The sequence below is a fragment of the Saccharopolyspora sp. NPDC049357 genome (genome assembly GCF_040677225.1).
Classification (GTDB): domain Bacteria; phylum Actinomycetota; class Actinomycetes; order Mycobacteriales; family Pseudonocardiaceae; genus Saccharopolyspora.
The window spans coordinates 89,285-107,566 of sequence record NZ_JBFAQJ010000012.1 but is presented as its reverse complement, the minus strand read 5'-3'; the positions used below and the strand labels follow the sequence as shown (position 1 = coordinate 107,566).

Below are 18,282 nucleotides of genomic sequence, written 5' to 3'. Positions count from 1 at the left end.
AACGGGTTTAGGGGATGGGAATCCGTTGAGATCGTCGATCTCGGTCGGTTACCGATGAGGCGCATCCCCGCGCCAACCACCGACGAGGAGCGACATGACCTCCAGCCAGACCGGGCGATACCTGGTCCTGCTCGAAGACGACTCGACCATCATCGGCACCCGAGAGGTGACCCGCTTAACCGGGATCCGCTGCGCCAACACCGCCGACGCGGCGGGCGCGGCACCGGGCGAACTGTTCAGCGGTGCGGGCGGAATCGTGCTGCACCAGCTCGGCATCGCCCTGATCGACGCCGACGAGGAGCAGTTCGCCAACCTGCAGCGGGCGGCGGGTGAGACCGGCCCGATCGCCGGGATCGAGGCCGAGCGCAGAGTTTTCGCCATCGGCGAGCCGACGCCACCGCCGGAAGGCGAGTTCACCTGGGGACTTCAGGCGGTGCGCGCCGACGCCGCCGCGGCGACCGGAGCCGGAGTGCGGGTCGCCGTGCTCGACACCGGTCTGGACGAGCAGCACCCCGACTTCGCCGGCCGCGACATCGTCACCGGTGCCTTCGTCGAGGGCCAGAGCGCCCACGACGGTCACGGTCACGGCACCCACGTCATCGGAACCGCGTGCGGACCGCGCACCTCGCAGGCCGGACCCGGCTACGGCATCGCGCACGAGGCCAGCATCTACGCGGGCAAGGTCCTCGGCGACGACGGATCGGGCTCGGACAGCGGGATCCTGTCCGGCGTCGAGTGGGCGATCTCCAACAGCTGCTCGATCGTGTCCATGTCGCTGGGCTCGCCCACCGAACCCGGCGCGCCGTACTCGGAGGCGTTCGAGCGCGTCGCGCGTCGCGCGCTGGAGCGCGGAACGCTGATCATCGCCGCCGCCGGCAACGAGAGCCAGCGTTCGGCCGGCATCATCGCCCCGGTCGGCCACCCGGCCAACTGCCCGTCGGTGATGGCCGTGGGAGCGGTGGACTCGCAGATGCAGATCGCCGACTTCTCGTGCGGCACCGTCGACCAGGTCGGCCAGGTCGACCTGGCCGCACCCGGCGTGGACGTCTACTCCAGCTGGCCCGGCGCCGAGCACTACCGCAAGCTCAGCGGCACCAGCATGGCCACCCCGCACGTCTCCGGCATCGCCGCGCTGCACGCGCAGCAGTCGCCGGACCGCGCGCGTGCGTTGTGGACGCGGTTGACGCAGTCCGCCCGCCGATTGCCGCTTCCGGCCACCGACGTCGGCGCCGGGCTCGTGCAGGCGCCCTGATCAGGTGAGGTCGGGCGGCGGGTCAGCGCTCCCCGTTCAGCTCGTCCTCGATCGCCCGAGCCGCCGCCCGCGTGCAGTTGCCGAGGTCTTCGGCCGCGGCGGCGGCCTGGTCGAGCGCCACGTGCACCTCGGGCGGTTCGGACCCGCCACCGCCGCTGTCGGCCGCGAGCAGGTCGAGCTGCCGGGCCAGGCGGGCGCTGGCGGCGCTGAGGTCCAGCAGCGCATCCCGCGCTCTCGCCGCCTCCGCCGGGGTTCCCGCGATCGCGCGGGTCCCCTCGCGCAAGCGCTGACCGGCGACGGTGACCATGTCCGCGGTCGCGCTGACGTCCTGCCAACTCGTGGATCGTGCGTTCATCATCGGGCTCCCCGGTGTCGAACAGGCAGGCGGCGAATACCGGCCCGGTGCCTTGGCCGGGCAACCCTCGACTACCCGCGAAACCGGGAGGTCACGCCTCCGCGCACCGCCCGCGAGGCCAGCACCACACCGGCCGCACGTGCGGCGACCGCCCACCGGCGCGAGACGGGCACGGCGATGCGCCTGGCGAACACGTCGTAGCCGGAAGCGACCACGTGGTCGAGGATCTCCCCGTAGAGCACCGCCGCCGTGCGCACGCAGGGACGCGAGTCCGGCGCCAGCAGCCCGATCCCCGGCTCGGCGGCCCGGTAGTGCGCCCGGGTCCGCGCCACCTGGTCGGCCAGCGCGCGCCGCACCGGCCCGTCAGCGCGCCCGCGCGCGCGGCACCGCAGCAGCCGCTCCCGGTCCACGCCGAACACCGCCAGCTCGTCGGCGGGGAGGTAGACCCGCCCCCGGTCCAGGTCCTCGCCGACGTCGCGCAGGAAGTTCGTCAGCTGGAACGCCACGCCCAGCGCGGCGGCGGCAGCACGCGCCTCGGCCGGCGGACCGACCGTGCCCAGCACCGGCAGCAGCTGCAAGCCGATGACCGCGGCCGAGCCGTGGATGTAGCTCTCCAGGTCGGTGCGGGTGGGGTAGGAGGCGACGGTGAGGTCCATCCGCATCGAAGCCAGGAAGTCCTCGAACAGCACCGGATCGACCTGGTGGCGCTCCACCGTGTCGACCAGCGCGGCCAGCACCGGGTGGTCGCTGGTCCCCGACTTCAGCGCCACGCGCAGCCGCTCCTCCAGCTGGTCCAGCCGTTCGGCCCGCAGCTCGGGGGAGTCGTCGCCCAGCTCGTCGACGATGTCGTCGACCCAGCGCGCGAAACCGTAGAGCGCGTGCACCGCGGGCCGCCGATCCGGCGGCAGCAGGCGGGTCGCGAGGAAGTAGGTGCGCCCGTGCTCGGCGTTGAGAGCCCTCGAACGCAGGTAGGCGGGGCGCAGGGCGGGCGGCACGCCGGCGGAGTCGAGTTCACGGCGTGCTCCCACCGCCGACCAGGCACCCGCGTCCATGCGCTGAATCTCAGCACACCCCACCCGGCCCGGTGCCGTCGGTGGCGCTGCTCGGTGAACCCGGTCACGTGCGGGGACCGCCGGGCACGACCCGCATCCACAGCAGGTGCGCCCGGCGGCTTTTCACACGCGGAATCCCCTCTAGCTCCCGCGCGCCCGTGGGCGGAGAACCAGGCTGCCCACGTGATCGGGACCGATCCGGAGCGGGGTCATGACGCAAGATCGCGGATCTTTTTCGTCGGCGCCCGCGACCTGCGGCGTTGCTCCCCCCCACCACGGGTGGGGTGGTGCTCAGGACGCCCTGCGGGACCCCTGCCCGGCTTCGGCGACGGCCTGCTCGAGCTCGGCGCGCTTCATCTTCGACCGGCCCTTGATGCCCAGCTGCTTGGCGCGGTCGTCGAGCTCGGTCTTGGTGAGCTCCGAGAGGTCCTCGGACGGCGCGGGCTTGCGGCCCTTGCGGGCCTCGTCGACGCTGCGGCGCAATGCCTCGGTGAGGTCGATGACGTCGGTGGGCTGCGGCGGAGCCTCGGCCGCCTGCACCTCGCCGCCGCGCGCCTTCTCGGCCAGCAGCTCCTCGACGCGTTCGGTGTAGGTGTCGGAGTACTCCTCGGGCTGCCACTCGCCGCTCATCGACTCGATGATGGTGGTGGCCATCTGGAGTTCCTTGTCCGTGGGCTTGGACTGCTCGGGCTGGTCGCCGACCAGATCGGCCGGGTCGCGGATCTCGTCGGCGAAGTACAGCGTGTTGAGCGCCAGCACGTCGGCGTCGGCGCGCACCGCCGTCAGGTACTGCTTGCCGCGCAGCACGAACGTGGCGATCCCGGCCTGCCCGGTCTGCTCCATCGCGCGCCGCAGCAGGTTGTACGGCCGGTAGTGCTCCTTGGAGTTGGGCGCCAGCCAGTAGGTCTTCTGGAAGTGCACCGGGTCGATCTCGCCGAGATCGACGAACGTGCTGATGTCGATGGTGCGCGAACGTCCCGGCGCGATCTCGTCGAGTTCGGACTGCTCGACGGTGATGATCCCGTCGCCGTGCTCGCGCCCCTTGACGATGTCGTTGTAGCCGACCTCGTCGCCGGTGGTCTCGTTGACCCGCTTGTAGCGGATCCGGTCGGTGGTCCCGCGCTGGTACTGGTGGAACTGGATCGTGTGGTCCTCGGTCGCCGCGTACAGCCCGACCGGAATGGTCACCAGGCCGAAGTTGATCGACCCGGTCCAGATCTTGCGCGGCATGGTGTGCCTCCCATCGCCCGACGCCTGCTTCCACGATGAGGTGGCGGTCGCAAGATCGCAGTGCTCAGCGCACCAGGCGGTGGGTGCCGTCCGGGAGCCTGCGGGTGCGGCCGCGGCGAGCGAGCATCTCCAGCAAGGGAACCGCGACCCGGCGCGTGGTGTCCAGTGCCCGCTTGGCCTCGCTGAGGGTGAAGGGCTCGGCCAGCTCCGCCAGCCGGGGCAGCGCCGTGCGCTCGGCGTCGGGCAGCAGCGCCAAGCCCGGGCCCAGCCGCAGCAGTGCGCCGGTGCGCTCGGCGGCGGCGAGCTCGCGGTCCCCGATGCCGAGCTCGGCCAGCTCCTCGGCGGTGGGCGCGCGGAACGGGTGCTCCCGCAGTCCGCTGCGGACCGCTTCCACGGCGCGCGCGACCCGGTCGGGCAGGGCGGTGGCGCCGTCGCTGAGGCGGCCGGCCACCAGGTGCAGGCCCGCTTCGGCGGCGATGCCCGGCAGCAGCGCCGGATCCGGCAGGTCCAGCGCGCGGGCGGCGGCGCCGGAGGGCATGCCCTCGTGCAGCGGGTGCGCTCGCCGGTGCTCGGCGAACACCTCGCGCAGCCTGGCGGCGAGCTCGACGCGGTGCTGCTCGGACATCAGCCACGGACCCGCCGTCGCCGGGGCGGCGCCCATCGCGGCCAGCTCGTCGGCCCGCGCGATCCCGCGCCGTCGCAGCTCGTCGGCCCAGTCCGGGGTTCCGCGCATGCCGGAGAGGACTTCGGCGCGCAGCCGGGCGGCACCGCGGCGGTGCAGCGGGGGAGGTCGCACGTCGAGGACGGTGACCCCGCCGCGGACCTGGTGCCCGCCGGGGTCGCGCAGCAGCGCGCGATCGCCGATCCGCAGCGGCAGCGCCTCCCGCAACGCCAGCCGGGCGGTGTCGGTGCCCAGCGGGCGGACCCGCGCGGGCACGGCGGCGGAACCGATGTGCAGCACCAGCTCTCGCGGCACGTCCCCCGAGGGGTGCAGGCGCACGTCGACGACGTCGGTGGTCAGCCAGCGCCCGGGGGTGATCAGGGCGTGGCCGCGCCGGACCTGGTCGAGGTCCACTCCGCGCAGGTTGACCGCCACCCGCGCGGGGGCGGTGATCGACTCCTCGGCGGTGCCCAGCGCGTGCAGCGACCGCACCGGGGCGTCGAGCCCGGACGGGGTGATGGCCAGCTGGTCGCCGACGCGCACCGCGCCGCCCTGCAGCGTTCCGGTCACGACCGTTCCGGCACCTCGGATGACGAAGGCGCGGTCGATCCACAGCCGCACGTCGGCGTCGGCGTCGGCGGGCGGAAGCCGGTGCAGCATCGCGTCCAGGGCTTCGGCGAGCTCGTCGAAACCCGCTCCGGTGCGGCCGCTGACCACCACCGACGGGATCTCCTCCAGGCTCGTCCCGCGCAGCCGGTGCCGAGCCTGCTCCAGCGCGGGTCGGGGGTCGGCGAGGTCGCTGCGGGTGATGACCAGCAGCCCGTCGGAGACCCCCAGGGCGTGCAGCGCGTCGAGGTGCTCGTCGGACTGCGGCATCCAGCCCTCGTCGGCGGCGACCACGAACAGAACCGCGGGCACCGGGCCGACCCCGGCGAGCATGTTCGGCACGAACCGCTCGTGGCCCGGCACGTCGACGAAGGCCACCGCGCAGCCGTCGGCCAGCTCGGTCCAGGCGAAGCCCAGGTCGAGGGTCAGGCCCCGGCGCAGTTCCTCCGCCCACCGGTCGGGTTCCATGCCGGTGAGCCGTCGGATCAGCGTGGACTTGCCGTGGTCGACGTGGCCGGCCGTGGCCACCACGCGCATGGGCACCTCCTAGTGCGCGGCCAGCACCGCGCGCCGCAACACCTCGTCGTCGTCGGGGTCGAGGGCGAACAGGTCCAGCAGGCACCGGTTGCGCTCCAGGCGCGCCATCACCGGGGGTTCGCCGAGGCGCAGCTGCTTGGCGAACCGCGCGGGCAGCGCCACCGCGACGCTCGACAGCACCACCCCGGGCGCCCCTCCGCCGCCGACGCTGGCGCCGGAGTCGACCGCCTCGGCGGGAACGCCGGCCGCCGCCAGCGAATCCGCCAGCGCCGCAGCGCGTTCGGCCAGGTCGGAGCGGTGCAGCGCTTCGGTGACCGGTGGGCGCGGCCCGCGCACGGTGGCCTCCAGCGCGGCCAGCGTCAACTTGTCGACTCGCAGCGCACGCGCCAGGGGGTGGCGGCGCAACCGCCGCACGACGTCCGCGCGGCCGAGCAGCAGACCGCACTGCGGACCGCCGAGGAGCTTGTCGCCGCTGGCGATGACGAGATCAGCCCCGTCGGCCAGCGCGGTCGCCGCGTCCGGTTCGCCGGGCAGCGCCGGATCCGGCCGCAGCAGGCCCGAACCGATGTCTGCCACCACGGGAACGTCGAGCTCGCGCAGCTCGGCCAGCCCGACCTCGGCGGTGAAACCGCTGATCACGAAGTTCGACGGATGGATCTTGAGCGCGAAACCGGTGTCGGCGCCCAGCGCCTGCCGGTAGTCGTCGAGCCGAACCCGGTTGGTCGTGCCGACCTCGCGCAGTCGTGCGCCGGTGGAGGTGAGCAGCTCGGGGATGCGGAACCCGTCACCGATCTCCACCATTTCGCCGCGTGCCAGGACGATCTCCCGGTCGGCCGCCAGCGCGGTGGCCGCCAGGGCGAGCGCCGCCGCACCGTTGTTCACCAGGTGCGCGTCCTCGGCTCCGGGCACGGCGTCCAGCAGCGCCTCGACTGCCGATGCCCCGCGACGGCCCCGGTCGCCGGTGTCGAGGTCCAGTTCCACGTCGGTGGTACCCGCCGCCACCTGGAGCGCTTCGCGCGCCGCGCGGGACAGCGGTGCGCGCCCGAGGTTGGTGTGCAGCAGCACCCCGGTCGCGTTGATCACAGGTCGCATCCCGGACGCCGAACGGGGCAGCGCGGCAAGCGTTTCCGCCACGACGCTCTCCGGTTCCAGCAAACCGTCCCGCGCCCGCTGCGCCACCTCCCGGACGGTCCGGGCGACCAGCTGATGCCCCAGGCGTTCCACGGCTGCGGCCACGCCCGGATCGGCCAGCACGCGGTCGGTCCCCGGAACAGCTCGCCGCCGATCACCCATGCCCCCACCATAGGAAGCCACGCACCTCCCCGCCCACCAACGCTCGGTACGGACCCGGGATCCAGTGGAATGCCGGGTTCCGATTCCCGTCGAATTCCGGGTGCGGGTGGGGAGTTCGGGTGAGTCCGGAGTTCGATCGGGTGAACCCTGACAACAGCCATTGACAACGTGGTTAGGCTTCGCGCATGAATGGCGCATCGTGGCGGGACAGCACCGGTCGGCTCGAAACCGCTGACCGGCTGGGATTGGCCGTGCAGGTGCACGGACCGCCCGACGCGCCGACCGTGCTGGCGGTCCACGGATACCCGGACAACCACACCATCTGGGACGGAGTGGTCGCCGCGCTGTCCGACCGGTACCAGGTGGTCACCTACGACGTGCGCGGAGCGGGCGAGTCGGACCGGCCCGCGACCACCGACGGCTACCGCGTCGACCGGCTCGCCGACGACCTGTTCCGCGTCGCCGACGCCGTCAGCCCGGACCGGCCGGTGCACGTGCTGGCGCACGACTGGGGATCGGTGCAGGCCTGGCACGCCGTCACCGAACCGCGCGCCGCCGAGCGCATCGCCTCCTACACCTCGATCTCCGGCCCGAGCCTGGACCACTACGGCCGGTGGTTGCGCTCGAAACTGCGCCCCAACCCGCGAGATCTGCGCGAACTGGCCACGCAGCTGGCCTTCTCCGCCTACATCGCGTTCTTCCAGCTGCCCGCCGCACCCGAGCTGGCCTGGCGCAGCGGCATCATGCCCAAGCTGATCTCGACCCTCGAACGCCTCGACCCCAAGGCCGCCGGAAGGCCCACCCGCCCGGTCACCGCCGACGGCATCAACGGCCTGGAGCTCTACCGCGCCAACGCCGGTCGCCTGGGCGACCCGGTCAGGCGGCACACCAGCGTCCCGGTGCAGGTCTTGGCGCCCACCGGGGACCCGTTCGTCTCGACGCCGCTGCAGACCCAGGTCGAGGGCCTGGCCGACGACCTGCGGGTGCGCCGGCTCCCGGGCGGGCACTGGCTGCCCCGCAGCCGGCCCGAACTCGTGGCCCGCTGCGCCGCCGAACTCATCGACCACGTCGAAGGCGGCGAGCAGACCCGAGCACTGCGCAGCGCCCGGGTCCGCCCCGGCCGCGGTGAGTTCGCCGACCAGCTCGTCGTCATCACCGGCGCGGGCAACGGCATCGGCCGGGCCACCGCGCAGGCCTTCGCCGAAGCCGGCGCGCACGTCGTCGCCGCCGACGTCGACGACAAGGCCCTGCGCGGCACCGCCGATCTGCTCGGCGACGCCGTCACCACCCACCGCGTGGACGTCACCGACCGGACCGCGATGACCGACTTCGCGCTGCGCGTGCGGACCGAGCTCGGGACCCCGGACGTGGTGATCAACAACGCCGGGATCGGCCTGGCGGGGTCGTTCCTGGACACCAGCGTCGCCGACTGGGAGAGCGTCATCGACGTCAACCTCTGGGGCGTCATCCACGGCTGCCACCTGTTCGGCCGGCAGATGGTCGAGCGCGGTGAAGGCGGCCGGATCATCAACGTCGCGTCCGCGGCCGCGTACCTGCCGTCCCAGGTGCTGCCCGCCTACAGCACCACCAAGGCCGCCGTGCTGCGGTTGAGCGAATGCCTGCGCGTGGAGCTGGCCGCCGACGGGATCAAGGTCACCGCGGTGTGCCCGGGACTGGTCAACACCGGCATCACCACCAGCAGCCGCTTCGCGGGTACCGACGACGCCGAGCAGGCCAAGCGCAGGCGCGCGGCCACCGAGCTCTACCAGCGCCGCGACTACAGCCCCCAGCGCGCCGCCGAGGAGATCCTGCGCGCGACGCGCCGGGCCCCGGCCATCGCGCCGGTGACGCCGGAAGCGCGTGCTGGACTGGTGTTGTCGCGGCTGACCCCGCGCCTGCTGCGCGCCGCAGCGCGGGCCGACCTCATGCCCAAGTAGGAGGAGGCATGCCGCAACTCGACCCCGGTGATCCCGACCGCGTCGCGCTGCACGCCCGCGACGTGGAGTTCGACTGGTCCCAGCTGCCGATGCACTGGATCCCCGGCGAGCCGTTCGCCACGCACTGGGTGAACTTCCTGCACCTGGTGCTGCCGGAGGGCGAGCGCTGGTTCGTCGAGGTGTTCAAGCAGGCGCTGCCGCTGATCAACGACGAGCGTCTGGCCGAGGACGTGCGCGGCTTCGTCGGTCAGGAGGCCGTGCACGCCGAGTCGCACCAGGGCGTCCTCGACCACTTCGACGCCCACGGCCTCGACACCCGGCCGTTCGTCGACCAGGTCCGCTGGATGTTCCGCAAGACCCTCGGGGACCGGCCGCTGCGCGGCAAGCGCGCCGAGTCCTGGCTGGTGCAGCGGCTGGCGCTGATCGCAGCGATCGAGCACTTCACCGCCTTCCTCGGCCAATGGGTGCTCGACGCCGAGGAACTCGACCTGGCTGGTGCCGACGAGACGATGCTGGACCTGCTGCGCTGGCACGGCGCCGAGGAGGTCGAGCACCGCGCGGTCGCCTTCGAGGTCTACCAGCACGTCCACGGCCGGTACTGGCAGCGCTGCCTGTCGATGCTGCTGGCGACCGCGGTGCTGACGATCCTGTGGGCGCGCGGGATGCGGTTCCTGATGGCCGCCGACCCGGTGCTGCGCGGCACGCGCAGGCCGCGCTGGCGCGACCTGGTCCGCACCGGGCGCCTCGGCCTCACCCCCAGCTACCGGGCGCTGTTCGGCGCGATCCCCGCGTTCTTCCGCCCCGGCTACCACCCGTCGCAGCACGGATCCACGGCGCAGGCGGTGCAATACCTGGCGAGCTCACCGGCGGCGCTGGCGGCGGGGCACTAGATGACCGCGGAGCGACGGTCGCGCCCCGACCGGCTGATGCGCGTGCTGCACCGGGTCGTCAGCGGAGTGGAATGGCTGCACCGCAACAGCCGTCGGCACACCGGGCCGCCCCGGCCGGTCGACCACGACCTCACGCTGGTGATCTCCCGGATCAGCGCCGAGGCCGACGGCGTCCGCAGCCTGCGGTTGACCCGTCCCGACGGCGGCGCGCTGCCCGCCTGGCAACCGGGCGCGCACCTGGACGTGCTGCTGCCGTCCGGGCGGAAGCGGCACTACTCGCTGTGCGGTCCGCCGGGGGAGCGGCGGTACTACCGGATCGCGGTGCGGCGCCTGGCCGACGGCGCGGGCGGATCCCGCGAGATCCACGACGAGCTCGCCGAGGGCGACCGGATCGTGGCGCGCGGCCCGCGCAACGCGTTCCCGTTCGTCGCCGGGCGCTCCTACCTGTTCGTCGCGGGCGGCATCGGCATCACGCCGATCCTGCCGATGGTCCGCACCGCCGCGACGCGCGGAGCCGACTGGCGGCTGGTCTGCACCGGACGTTCCCGCGCGTCGATGCCGTTCCTGGACGAGCTCGCCGATCTGCCCGCCGACCGGGTGTGGATCCGGCCCGACACCGAGTTCGGCATCCCCGCCGCGGGCGGCGAACTGCTCGCGCACGCGCCGCTGGGCGCCTCGGTCTACGCCTGCGGCCCGGTGCCGATGATCACCGCGCTCCGCCTGGGACTGCCCGGGAGCACCGCGAGAGGTCTGCACTGGGAACGCTTCTCGGCACCGCCGATCGTCGACGGACGGGCCTTCACCGTGGAGCTGACCCGCAGCGGACGCACCGTCGAGGTGCCCGCCGATCGCACCGCGCTGGACGCGATCGGCGAGGTGCTGCCCGACGTCGCCTACTCGTGCCGCCAGGGTTTCTGCGGCACCTGCCAGGTCCCGCTGCTGTCCGGCCAGGTGCGCAGGCGCGGCCGGTCGCGCAGCGACGACGTGGCGATCTGCGTGGATCGAGGGCAGGGGCACATCGCCGTCGATCTGTGAAGCCCCGGTCGGGGGACCGGAGGGGAAAGCGGGGCCGCCCGGTGGCGGGGTGCAGCCGGGCGGTCCCGCGAAAATCGCTTCTGCGCCCGCAGCGCGGGCCGTAGGGTCCTGGGGGAGCGACCTGGGAGGCACCGTGGAACTCGAAGGCCTGACCGAGATCACCTCGACCCGCGAGCTGGAAGAGCTGGTCGGCGCACCGCTGCAGCGGGTCCTGGACAAGCAACGCCCCGCGCTGCACCCGCTGGATCGCGAATGGCTCGCCGCCTCACCGTTCTGCCTGGTGGCGACCTCCGACGCCGAGGGCCGGTGCGACGTGTCGCCGAAGGGCGACCCGGCCGGGTTCACACACGTCGTCGACGACACGACCATCGCCATCCCGGAGCGCCCCGGCAACCGCCGCGTCGACGGGTTCCGCAACGTGCTGGCCAACCCGCACGTCGGACTCCTCTACCTCATCCCCGGCCGCGGTGACACGTTGCGGATCAACGGCCGCGCCCGGCTGCTGCGCGACGCGCCGTTCTTCGAGCGCATGGTCGTCAAGGGCCACCGCCCGACCGTGGTGCTGCTGGTGGAGATCGAGGAGGTCTTCCACCACTGCTCCAAGGCGTTCCTGCGGTCCGGGCTGTGGGACAGCCGGACCTGGGATCCCGAAGCCGTGCCCTCCCGGGCGCACATCGCCAAGAACCTCGAGCGCCCGAACGACTCGATGTCCGAGCTGGAGCGCTACTACTCCGACGAGCACTTCACCGAGCTCCTCTACGACGCGAAGGCCTGACCGTCCGCCGCGTCGCGCAATCGGTCCTGGGCGATGGCGCAGCAGGGTGGCCAGAACCTGAGCAGGTGTGGGAGATCGACGTGGTGGGTAGCCTCCGGTCATGGTGGCCACGTGGCTGAACTGGCCGGTGCTGCGGCAGCTCACCGGCCCCGACCGGCTGGCCCGAGGCCCCGCGGCCCGGTCCCGGCGCACCGACGAGCTGCGGGCGCGCACCAGCGACGCCGAGAACGTCACGCAATCGGTGTGCCCCTACTGCGCGGTCGGGTGCGGCCAGCGCATCTACACCTCCGGCGGACGGGTCACCCAGATCGAGGGTGACCCGGACTCGCCGATCAGCCGTGGCCGGTTGTGCCCCAAGGGGTCGGCCTCGCGCGAACTGGTCACCTCACCGCTGCGCGCGACCAAGGTCCGCTACCGGCGCCCGCACGGCACCGAGTGGGAAGATCTCGACCTGGACACCGCGCTGGACATGATCGCCGACCGGGTGCTGGCCACCCGGGACGCCACCTGGGAGGACGCCGACGCCGACGGCAGGCCGCTGCGGCGCACGATGGGCATCGCGAGCCTCGGAGGAGCGACCCTCGACAACGAGGAGAACTACCTCATGAAGAAGCTCTACACCGCCCTCGGCGCGATCCAGGTGGAGAACCAGGCGCGCATTTGACACTCCTCCACGGTGCCCGGTCTGGGTGCCTCCTTCGGGCGCGGCGGCGCCACCACCTTCCAGCAGGACCTCGCCGAATCGGACTGCGTCCTCATCCAGGGCTCGAACATGGCCGAAGCCCACCCGGTCGGGTTCCAGTGGGTCATGGAGGCCAAGAAGCGCGGCGCCACGATCATCCACGTCGACCCGCGCTACACGCGCACCTCGGCGATGGCGCACAAGCACGTCGCGCTGCGGGCCGGGAGCGACATCGCGTTCCTCGGAGGGCTGATCAACCACGTGCTGACCCGCGAGGCCCACTTCCACGACTACGTCGTCAACTACACCAACGCGGCGATGATCGTCGGCGAGGACTTCCGCGACACCGAGGACCTCGACGGTGTGTTCTCCGGCTTCGACCCCGACGTCGGCACCTACGAGACCACCACGTGGCAGTACCAGGGCAGCACCGCGGTTCCCCCGGTCGGCGGGCACGGACCGGAGCAGGCACCCAGCACCGCGCACGGTCGCGAGCGTCAGAGCAGCAGGCCCGAACGCACCGGATCGGGCGGTCCCGTCTACCACGGCCACCCCGACACCGACCCGACGCTGCAACACCCGCGCTGCGTGTTCCAGCTGCTCAAACGCCACTACGCCCGCTACACCCCGGACGTGGTGGAGGAGATCTGCGGCATCTCGCAGGACGACTTCGCCTGGGTCGCCGACCAGCTCGTCGCCAACTCCGGGCGCGAGCGCACCTCGGCCATCGCCTACGCCGTGGGCTGGACCCACCACACCGTCGGAGCGCAGTACATCCGGGCGGCCTCGATCCTGCAGCTGCTGCTGGGCAACATCGGCAGGCCGGGTGGCGGCATCCTCGCGCTGCGCGGGCACGCCAGCATCCAGGGCTCCACCGACATCCCGACCCTGTTCAACCTGCTGCCCGGCTACATCCCGATGCCCCACGCCCACACCGACACCGACCTGGAGTCCTTCGTCGTCGACGACGAGCACGCCTGCGGCTACTGGGCCAACATCCGCTCCTACCTGGTCAGCCTGCTCAAGGCCTGGTGGGGTGAGCACGCCACCGCCGACAACGACTTCTGCTTCGACCGGCTGCCCCGGCTCACCGGTGATCACGGCACCTTCCAGACCGTCCTCGATCAGATCGAGGGCCGCTGCAAGGGCTACTTCGTCATCGGCGAGAACCCCGCCGTGGGCACCGCCAACGCGCGCCAGCAGCGCATGGGCCTGGCCGCGCTCGACTGGCTGGTGGTGCGCGACCTCAACATGATCGAGACCGCCACCTTCTGGAAGAACGGCCCCGAGATCGAGACCGGTGAGATGCGCACCGCCGACATCGGCACCGAGGTCTTCTTCCTGCCGGCCGCCGCGCACACCGAGAAGGACGGCACCTTCACCAACACCCAGCGGCTCCTGCAGTGGCACCACAAGGCCGTCGAACCCACCGATGACCAGCGCAGCGACCTGTGGTTCTTCTACCACCTCGGGCGCCGCATCCGCGACAGGCTCAGCGGCCGGACCGAACGCGACCGCGCCCTGCTGGAGCTGACCTGGGACTACCCGACGCACGGCGACCTCGACGAGCCCAGCGCCGAAGCCGTGCTCGCCGAGATCAACGGCCACGACGGCAACGGCGACCCGCTGTCGGCCTACCCGCAGCTGCGCGCCGACGGGTCCACCAGCTGCGGCTGCTGGATCTACTGCGGCGTCACCGCCGACGGGGTCAACCAGTCCGCCCGCCGCAGGCCCGGCCGCCAGCAGAGCCGCGTGGCACCGGAGTGGGGCTGGGCGTGGCCTGCCAACCGGCGCATCCTCTACAACCGCGCCTCGGCCGACCCCGACGGCCGCCCGTGGAGCGAGCGCAAGGCCTACGTGTGGTGGGACGCCGAACGCGGCGAGTGGACCGGCCACGACGTGCCCGACTTCGACAAGACCAAACGCCCCGACTACCGGCCCGAAGACGGAACCGTCGGACCGGAGGGCATCGCGGGCACCGAACCGTTCATCATGCAGAGCGACGGACGCGGCTGGCTCTACGTGCCCGCCGGGCTCGTCGACGGCCCGTTCCCGGCGCACTACGAGCCGCAGGAATCCCCGGTCGCCAACCTGCTGCACCCCCACCAGCAGCGAAACCCCGCACGCCAGATCAACTCGCGCCCGGAGAACCGGTACCAGCCCAGCGCGGGCGAAGCCGGCAGCGAGGTCTTCCCGTACGTGTTCACCACGTTCCGGCTCACCGAGCACCACACGGCCGGCGGGATGAGCCGTTGGCTCCGGCACCTCAGCGAACTCGCGCCCGCCCTGTTCGTGGAGGTCTCCCCGCAGCTGGCCGCCGAACGCGGCCTCGAACACGGCGGCTGGGCCACCGTGATCACCGCGCGCAGCGCCATCGAAGCCCGGGTGATGGTCACCGAGCGGATGCTCCCGCTGCGGGTCGCGGGCCGCACCCTGCACCAGATCGGCATCCCCTGGCACTGGGGGCCCAACGGGTTGACCACCGGCGACGCCGCCAACGAGCTCATCGGCGTGGCGCTGGACCCCAACGTGCACATCATGGAGACCAAGGCCGGGGCCTGCGACGTCCGGCCGGGGCGGCGACCGCGCGCGGCCGCGCTCAACCGCCTGGTCGCCGAGTACCGCGACCGCGCGGGCATCACCGAGCGCACCGGTACCGAGCACTCCGACGACCCCAGACAGGCAGGAGGCTGAACGTGACCGTCAACCGGCTGTCCGGACCGCTGCCCGACCCGGCGGGGGAGACCGGCTACCCGCCGCAGCCCCGCGCCGGGTTCTTCACCGACACCAGCGTGTGCATCGGCTGCAAGGCCTGCGAGGTCGCCTGCAAGGAGTGGAACCTGCTGCCCGAGGACGGTTTTGACCTCACCGGCATGTCCTACGACAACACCGAGGCGCTCAGCGGCACGACCTGGCGGCACGTGGCCTTCGTCGAGCAGCGCGGCACGCCCGAAGAGCTCGGCATGCCCGCGTTCGGCGCACCGGACGAGGAGCAGGTGCGCTGGCTGATGTCCTCCGACGTGTGCAAGCACTGCACGCACGCGGCCTGCCTGGACGTGTGCCCGACCGGTGCGCTGATCCGCACCGAGCACGGAACGGTGGTGGTGCAGGACGACGTGTGCAACGGCTGCGGCTACTGCGTGCCGGCCTGCCCCTACGGCGTGATCGACATCCGTCCCGACACCGGCGGAGCCGCCAAGTGCACGATGTGCCAGGACCGGCTCGGAGCCGGGTTGATGCCGGCCTGCGCCACCGCCTGCCCGACCGAGTCCATCCAGTACGGCCCGCTCGACGAGCTGCGCGAACGCGCCGCGATGCGGGTCGACGAACTGCACGAGCAGGGAGTGACCAGCGCCCGCCTCTACGGTCACGAGCCCACCGACGGCGTCGGGGGAGACGGGGCGTTCTTCCTGCTGCTCGACGACCCCGAGGTCTACGGTCTGCCACCGGATCCCGTGGTCACCACGCGCGACCTGCCCTCGATGTGGCGGCACGCGGCCGCGGGCGCGCTCACCGCGGCCGCGCTCATCGCCGGATCGTTCCTCGGGAGGAGAAGGTGACCTCCTACTACGGCCGACCGGTCCTCAAGGAACCGGTGTGGAAGGTCCCGGACGTCCCCGCCTACCTCTACCTCGGCGGGATGGCCGGGGCCTCGTCGACGATGGCGCTGCTGGCCGAGCTCACCGGGCGGCAGCGGCTGGCCCGCGCGGGCAGGCTGGCCGCAGCGGTGGGCGCGACCGCCAGCGTCGGCTTCCTGGTGCACGACCTGGGACGCCCGATGCGGTTCCTGAACATGCTGCGGGTGATCAAGCCGACCTCGCCGCTGAGCGTCGGTTCGTGGATCCTCGCGCCGTTCTCGGGTCTGGCCGGGGCTGCGACGGCCAGCGAGCTCACCGGTCTGCTCCCGCTGCCCGGCCGCGCGGCCGGGGTGGTGGCGGGTGTGATCGCCCCGGCGATGACCACCTACACCGCGGTGCTGCTGTCCGACACGGCCGTGCCGGGCTGGCACGAGGGCTACCGGGAGCTGCCGTTCGTGTTCGCCGGGAGCGCTGTGTCCAGCGCGGGGGCGGTGGGCATGGTCGCCGCCCCCGCCGAATCCGGGCCCGCGAGGCGGATGGCGGTGGCCGGATCGGTGCTGGAGCTGGCCGCGAGCAGGCGCATGGAGTCCCGGCTCGGCCTGGCGGCCGAGGCCTACCGCACCGGGCGCGCGGGTAGGGTGCTGCGAACGGCGCGAGCGGCCACCGCGGTGGGCGCCGGGCTCGCGCTGGTGGCAGGGCGCAGCCGCGCGGCGGCGATCGCGGCGGGCGGGTGCCTGACCCTCGGCGCGATCGCGACTCGCTTCGGCGTCTTCGAAGCCGGCCGCGAGACGGCCCGGGACCCCCGGTACGTGGTCGAGCCGCAACGCGAACGCGTGGGCGAAACAGGGTCTTCGGTCCGTGGGCAAGTGCACTGATCGAGTTCGGATGTTGACATTGGGTAGTCACTCACGTGAGTGAGTAGTGGTTCAACTCTCACCCTGCGTGGTTTGATTTCAGGTGAATAACGCGTTTCTGATCAAGAAATGACCAGCTGAAACGTCTGCATCGTCGCGATCTTGATTACGTTTCTATGACGAGCGCCACCAGCGCACGGTTTTGTTCACGCTTTTCAGCTACGTAGCGTTGCCCGGCGTCGGCGCCCCCGAGCCGACGGCAAGACCGGAAGTCCGCAGCGCCGAACCCTGCCCGGCGGGCTCTCCGAAACCCCGAGACGCATTGCGGGCAGGGACGTGACGACCGCCGGAACCCGGCTCGGCGGGCCGAATCTCATCGGCCCGAGCGCCCGGGGCACCGGAGTCGAGGCGGCACGAAGGCGCTGCTGGAGACGAAGACAGAAAATGGGCAAGCACCGCAAGTCCACCCCCAGCCGCCGCACCGTCACCCGCGTCGCCGTCGCCGGCGCAATGGTCGCCGCGCCGTTCGCGATGACCATGCCGGCCAACGCGGCCTCGGAGTCCACCTGGGACGCCGTCGCGCAGTGCGAGAGCGGTGGTAACTGGAGCATCAACACCGGCAACGGTTACTACGGTGGTCTGCAGTTCAGCGCGTCCACCTGGTCCGCCTACGGCGGCACCAGCTACGCCTCGAACGCCGCGCAGGCCAGCAAGTCCCAGCAGATCGCCGTGGCCGAGCGCGTGCTGCAGGCGCAGGGGCCGGGTGCGTGGCCGGTGTGCTCGAAGAAGGCCGGCCTGAGCAAGAGCGGCAGCGCCGAGCGCCAGGACGTCGCCTCGGGCAGCGAGAAGAGCACCGAGAAGAAGTCCACCACCAAGAAGAACCCGGTGAAGAAGACCGTCCAGGTCGAGGGCACCTACACCGTGCAGACCGGTGACACCCTCGGCTCCATCGCTCAGAAGTACGGCGTGAGCTGGGAGTCGGTCTTCGAGAAGAACCGCTCGTCCGTCAAGGACGCGAACCTGATCTTCCCGGGCCAGCAGCTCGCCATCAAGTGACCCACCCCGTCTTCGGACTTGGGTGCGCATGAACGGGGGACCCCGCCTTCCTCTCTCCGGCGGGGTCCCCCGTCTGCGATCACCGGAGCTCCTGTCACTTGAGCTTGCGGCGGCGCAGGTCGTTGCGGATGTCCCATGCGGTCCAGCCGATTCCGGCGAAGGCGAGAAAACCCAGCAGCAGAACGAGTTCGGTCATGTTCGGCTCCCTTCGGATCGTGACGAACGCCGTCGGGACCAAATCCGAGAGTAGATGCACATTTGTTGATCGCCGAGCGTATTGCCGCAATAGACCCCAACGGGTGAGCGGCAGGACGTGAACGTTCCGCCGTTCGGCCTCAAACCTCAGCATCCGCAAGAAAACATCCGGAAATCATGAATCTGATTCCGATCTGTTGGGTCCGCGCGCTGAGCACTCAGCGTGCCCCTCGCGGAATCAGTGCGGGTGAAAGATCCCCGATCGCGGGAAGCCCCGGCATGTCAACCAGGCTC

The 18,282-nt window shown here is 72.0% G+C and carries 14 protein-coding genes; 9 read left to right on the top strand and 5 right to left on the bottom strand.

Annotation, left to right across the window (positions count from 1 at the left end; all coding sequences use genetic code 11):
* Positions 1–94: 94 nt before the first annotated feature.
* Positions 95–1,252, top strand: a complete 1,158-nt coding sequence (locus tag AB0J91_RS13035) for a S8 family serine peptidase (RefSeq protein WP_363867613.1) — start codon at positions 95–97, stop codon at positions 1,250–1,252.
* Between the two features lie 22 nt (positions 1,253–1,274).
* On the opposite strand, the gene AB0J91_RS13030 is transcribed toward AB0J91_RS13035, so the two are convergent.
* The 5 genes from AB0J91_RS13030 to selA form a co-directional block, all read right to left on the bottom strand.
* Positions 1,275–1,607 (bottom strand): hypothetical protein, encoded by a 333-nt coding sequence (locus AB0J91_RS13030; RefSeq protein ID WP_363867610.1) that lies wholly within the window; start codon positions 1,605–1,607, stop codon positions 1,275–1,277.
* Between the two features lie 71 nt (positions 1,608–1,678).
* On the bottom strand, positions 1,679–2,659 hold the full coding sequence (locus AB0J91_RS13025; protein WP_363867607.1) for a phytoene/squalene synthase family protein: 981 nt from the start codon (positions 2,657–2,659) through the stop codon (positions 1,679–1,681).
* Positions 2,660–2,950: 291 nt separating this feature from the next.
* Positions 2,951–3,889 carry a Ku protein gene (locus AB0J91_RS13020; RefSeq protein ID WP_363867604.1) on the bottom strand — a complete coding sequence of 313 codons (939 nt, stop codon included), beginning with the start codon at positions 3,887–3,889 and terminating at the stop codon, positions 2,951–2,953.
* Between the two features lie 64 nt (positions 3,890–3,953).
* Positions 3,954–5,693: a selenocysteine-specific translation elongation factor gene (gene selB, locus AB0J91_RS13015; RefSeq protein ID WP_363867601.1), complete on the bottom strand. Its 1,740-nt coding sequence runs from the start codon at positions 5,691–5,693 to the stop codon at positions 3,954–3,956.
* A gap of 9 nt (positions 5,694–5,702) precedes the next feature.
* Positions 5,703–6,986 (bottom strand): L-seryl-tRNA(Sec) selenium transferase, encoded by a 1,284-nt coding sequence (gene selA / locus AB0J91_RS13010; RefSeq protein ID WP_363867598.1) that lies wholly within the window; start codon positions 6,984–6,986, stop codon positions 5,703–5,705.
* A 185-nt stretch (positions 6,987–7,171) separates the two neighbouring features.
* On the opposite strand from selA, the gene AB0J91_RS13005 reads away from it, so the two are divergent.
* The 8 genes from AB0J91_RS13005 (at position 7,172) to AB0J91_RS12970 (ending at position 17,793) form a co-directional block, all read left to right on the top strand.
* Positions 7,172–8,923: an SDR family oxidoreductase gene (locus AB0J91_RS13005; RefSeq protein WP_363867596.1), complete on the top strand. Its 1,752-nt coding sequence runs from the start codon at positions 7,172–7,174 to the stop codon at positions 8,921–8,923.
* Between the two features lie 8 nt (positions 8,924–8,931).
* Complete coding sequence (locus tag AB0J91_RS13000; RefSeq protein WP_363867594.1) at positions 8,932–9,813, top strand: metal-dependent hydrolase; 882 nt, start codon at positions 8,932–8,934, stop codon at positions 9,811–9,813.
* Positions 9,814–10,848 (top strand): PDR/VanB family oxidoreductase, encoded by a 1,035-nt coding sequence (locus tag AB0J91_RS12995; RefSeq protein ID WP_363867591.1) that lies wholly within the window; start codon positions 9,814–9,816, stop codon positions 10,846–10,848.
* Positions 10,849–10,981: 133 nt separating this feature from the next.
* Positions 10,982–11,623, top strand: a complete 642-nt coding sequence (locus AB0J91_RS12990; protein ID WP_363867588.1) for a pyridoxamine 5'-phosphate oxidase family protein — start codon at positions 10,982–10,984, stop codon at positions 11,621–11,623.
* A gap of 100 nt (positions 11,624–11,723) precedes the next feature.
* A complete protein-coding gene (fdh, locus tag AB0J91_RS12985) occupies positions 11,724–14,999 on the top strand; it encodes a formate dehydrogenase (protein ID WP_363867585.1) in 3,276 nt (1,091 codons plus the stop codon).
* Between the two features lie 2 nt (positions 15,000–15,001).
* Positions 15,002–15,865 (top strand): 4Fe-4S dicluster domain-containing protein, encoded by an 864-nt coding sequence (locus AB0J91_RS12980; protein ID WP_363867582.1) that lies wholly within the window; start codon positions 15,002–15,004, stop codon positions 15,863–15,865.
* On the top strand, positions 15,862–16,758 hold the full coding sequence (gene nrfD, locus AB0J91_RS12975; protein WP_363867579.1) for an NrfD/PsrC family molybdoenzyme membrane anchor subunit: 897 nt from the start codon (positions 15,862–15,864) through the stop codon (positions 16,756–16,758). Before AB0J91_RS12980 ends, nrfD begins: the two co-directional genes overlap by 4 nt.
* Positions 16,759–17,181: 423 nt before the next feature.
* Complete coding sequence (locus AB0J91_RS12970; protein ID WP_363867576.1) at positions 17,182–17,793, top strand: transglycosylase family protein; 612 nt, start codon at positions 17,182–17,184, stop codon at positions 17,791–17,793.
* The last annotated feature ends 489 nt before the right edge of the window (positions 17,794–18,282 follow it).

Bases quoted from the DNA above. Each gene is read 5' to 3' on its own strand.
- selB (WP_363867601.1), bottom strand. From the start codon at position 5,693: ATGCGCGTGGTGGCCACGGCCGGCCACGTCGACCACGGCAAGTCCACG.
- selA (WP_363867598.1), bottom strand. From the start codon at position 6,986: ATGGGTGATCGGCGGCGAGCTGTTCCGGGGACCGACCGCGTGCTGGCC.
- AB0J91_RS13005 (WP_363867596.1), top strand. From the start codon at position 7,172: ATGAATGGCGCATCGTGGCGGGACAGCACCGGTCGGCTCGAAACCGCT.
- AB0J91_RS12995 (WP_363867591.1), top strand. From the start codon at position 9,814: ATGACCGCGGAGCGACGGTCGCGCCCCGACCGGCTGATGCGCGTGCTG.
- AB0J91_RS12970 (WP_363867576.1), top strand. From the start codon at position 17,182: ATGGGCAAGCACCGCAAGTCCACCCCCAGCCGCCGCACCGTCACCCGC.
- AB0J91_RS13020 (WP_363867604.1), bottom strand. From the start codon at position 3,889: ATGCCGCGCAAGATCTGGACCGGGTCGATCAACTTCGGCCTGGTGACC.
- AB0J91_RS13035 (WP_363867613.1), top strand. From the start codon at position 95: ATGACCTCCAGCCAGACCGGGCGATACCTGGTCCTGCTCGAAGACGAC.
- AB0J91_RS13025 (WP_363867607.1), bottom strand. From the start codon at position 2,659: ATGGACGCGGGTGCCTGGTCGGCGGTGGGAGCACGCCGTGAACTCGAC.
- AB0J91_RS13000 (WP_363867594.1), top strand. From the start codon at position 8,932: ATGCCGCAACTCGACCCCGGTGATCCCGACCGCGTCGCGCTGCACGCC.
- AB0J91_RS13030 (WP_363867610.1), bottom strand. From the start codon at position 1,607: ATGAACGCACGATCCACGAGTTGGCAGGACGTCAGCGCGACCGCGGAC.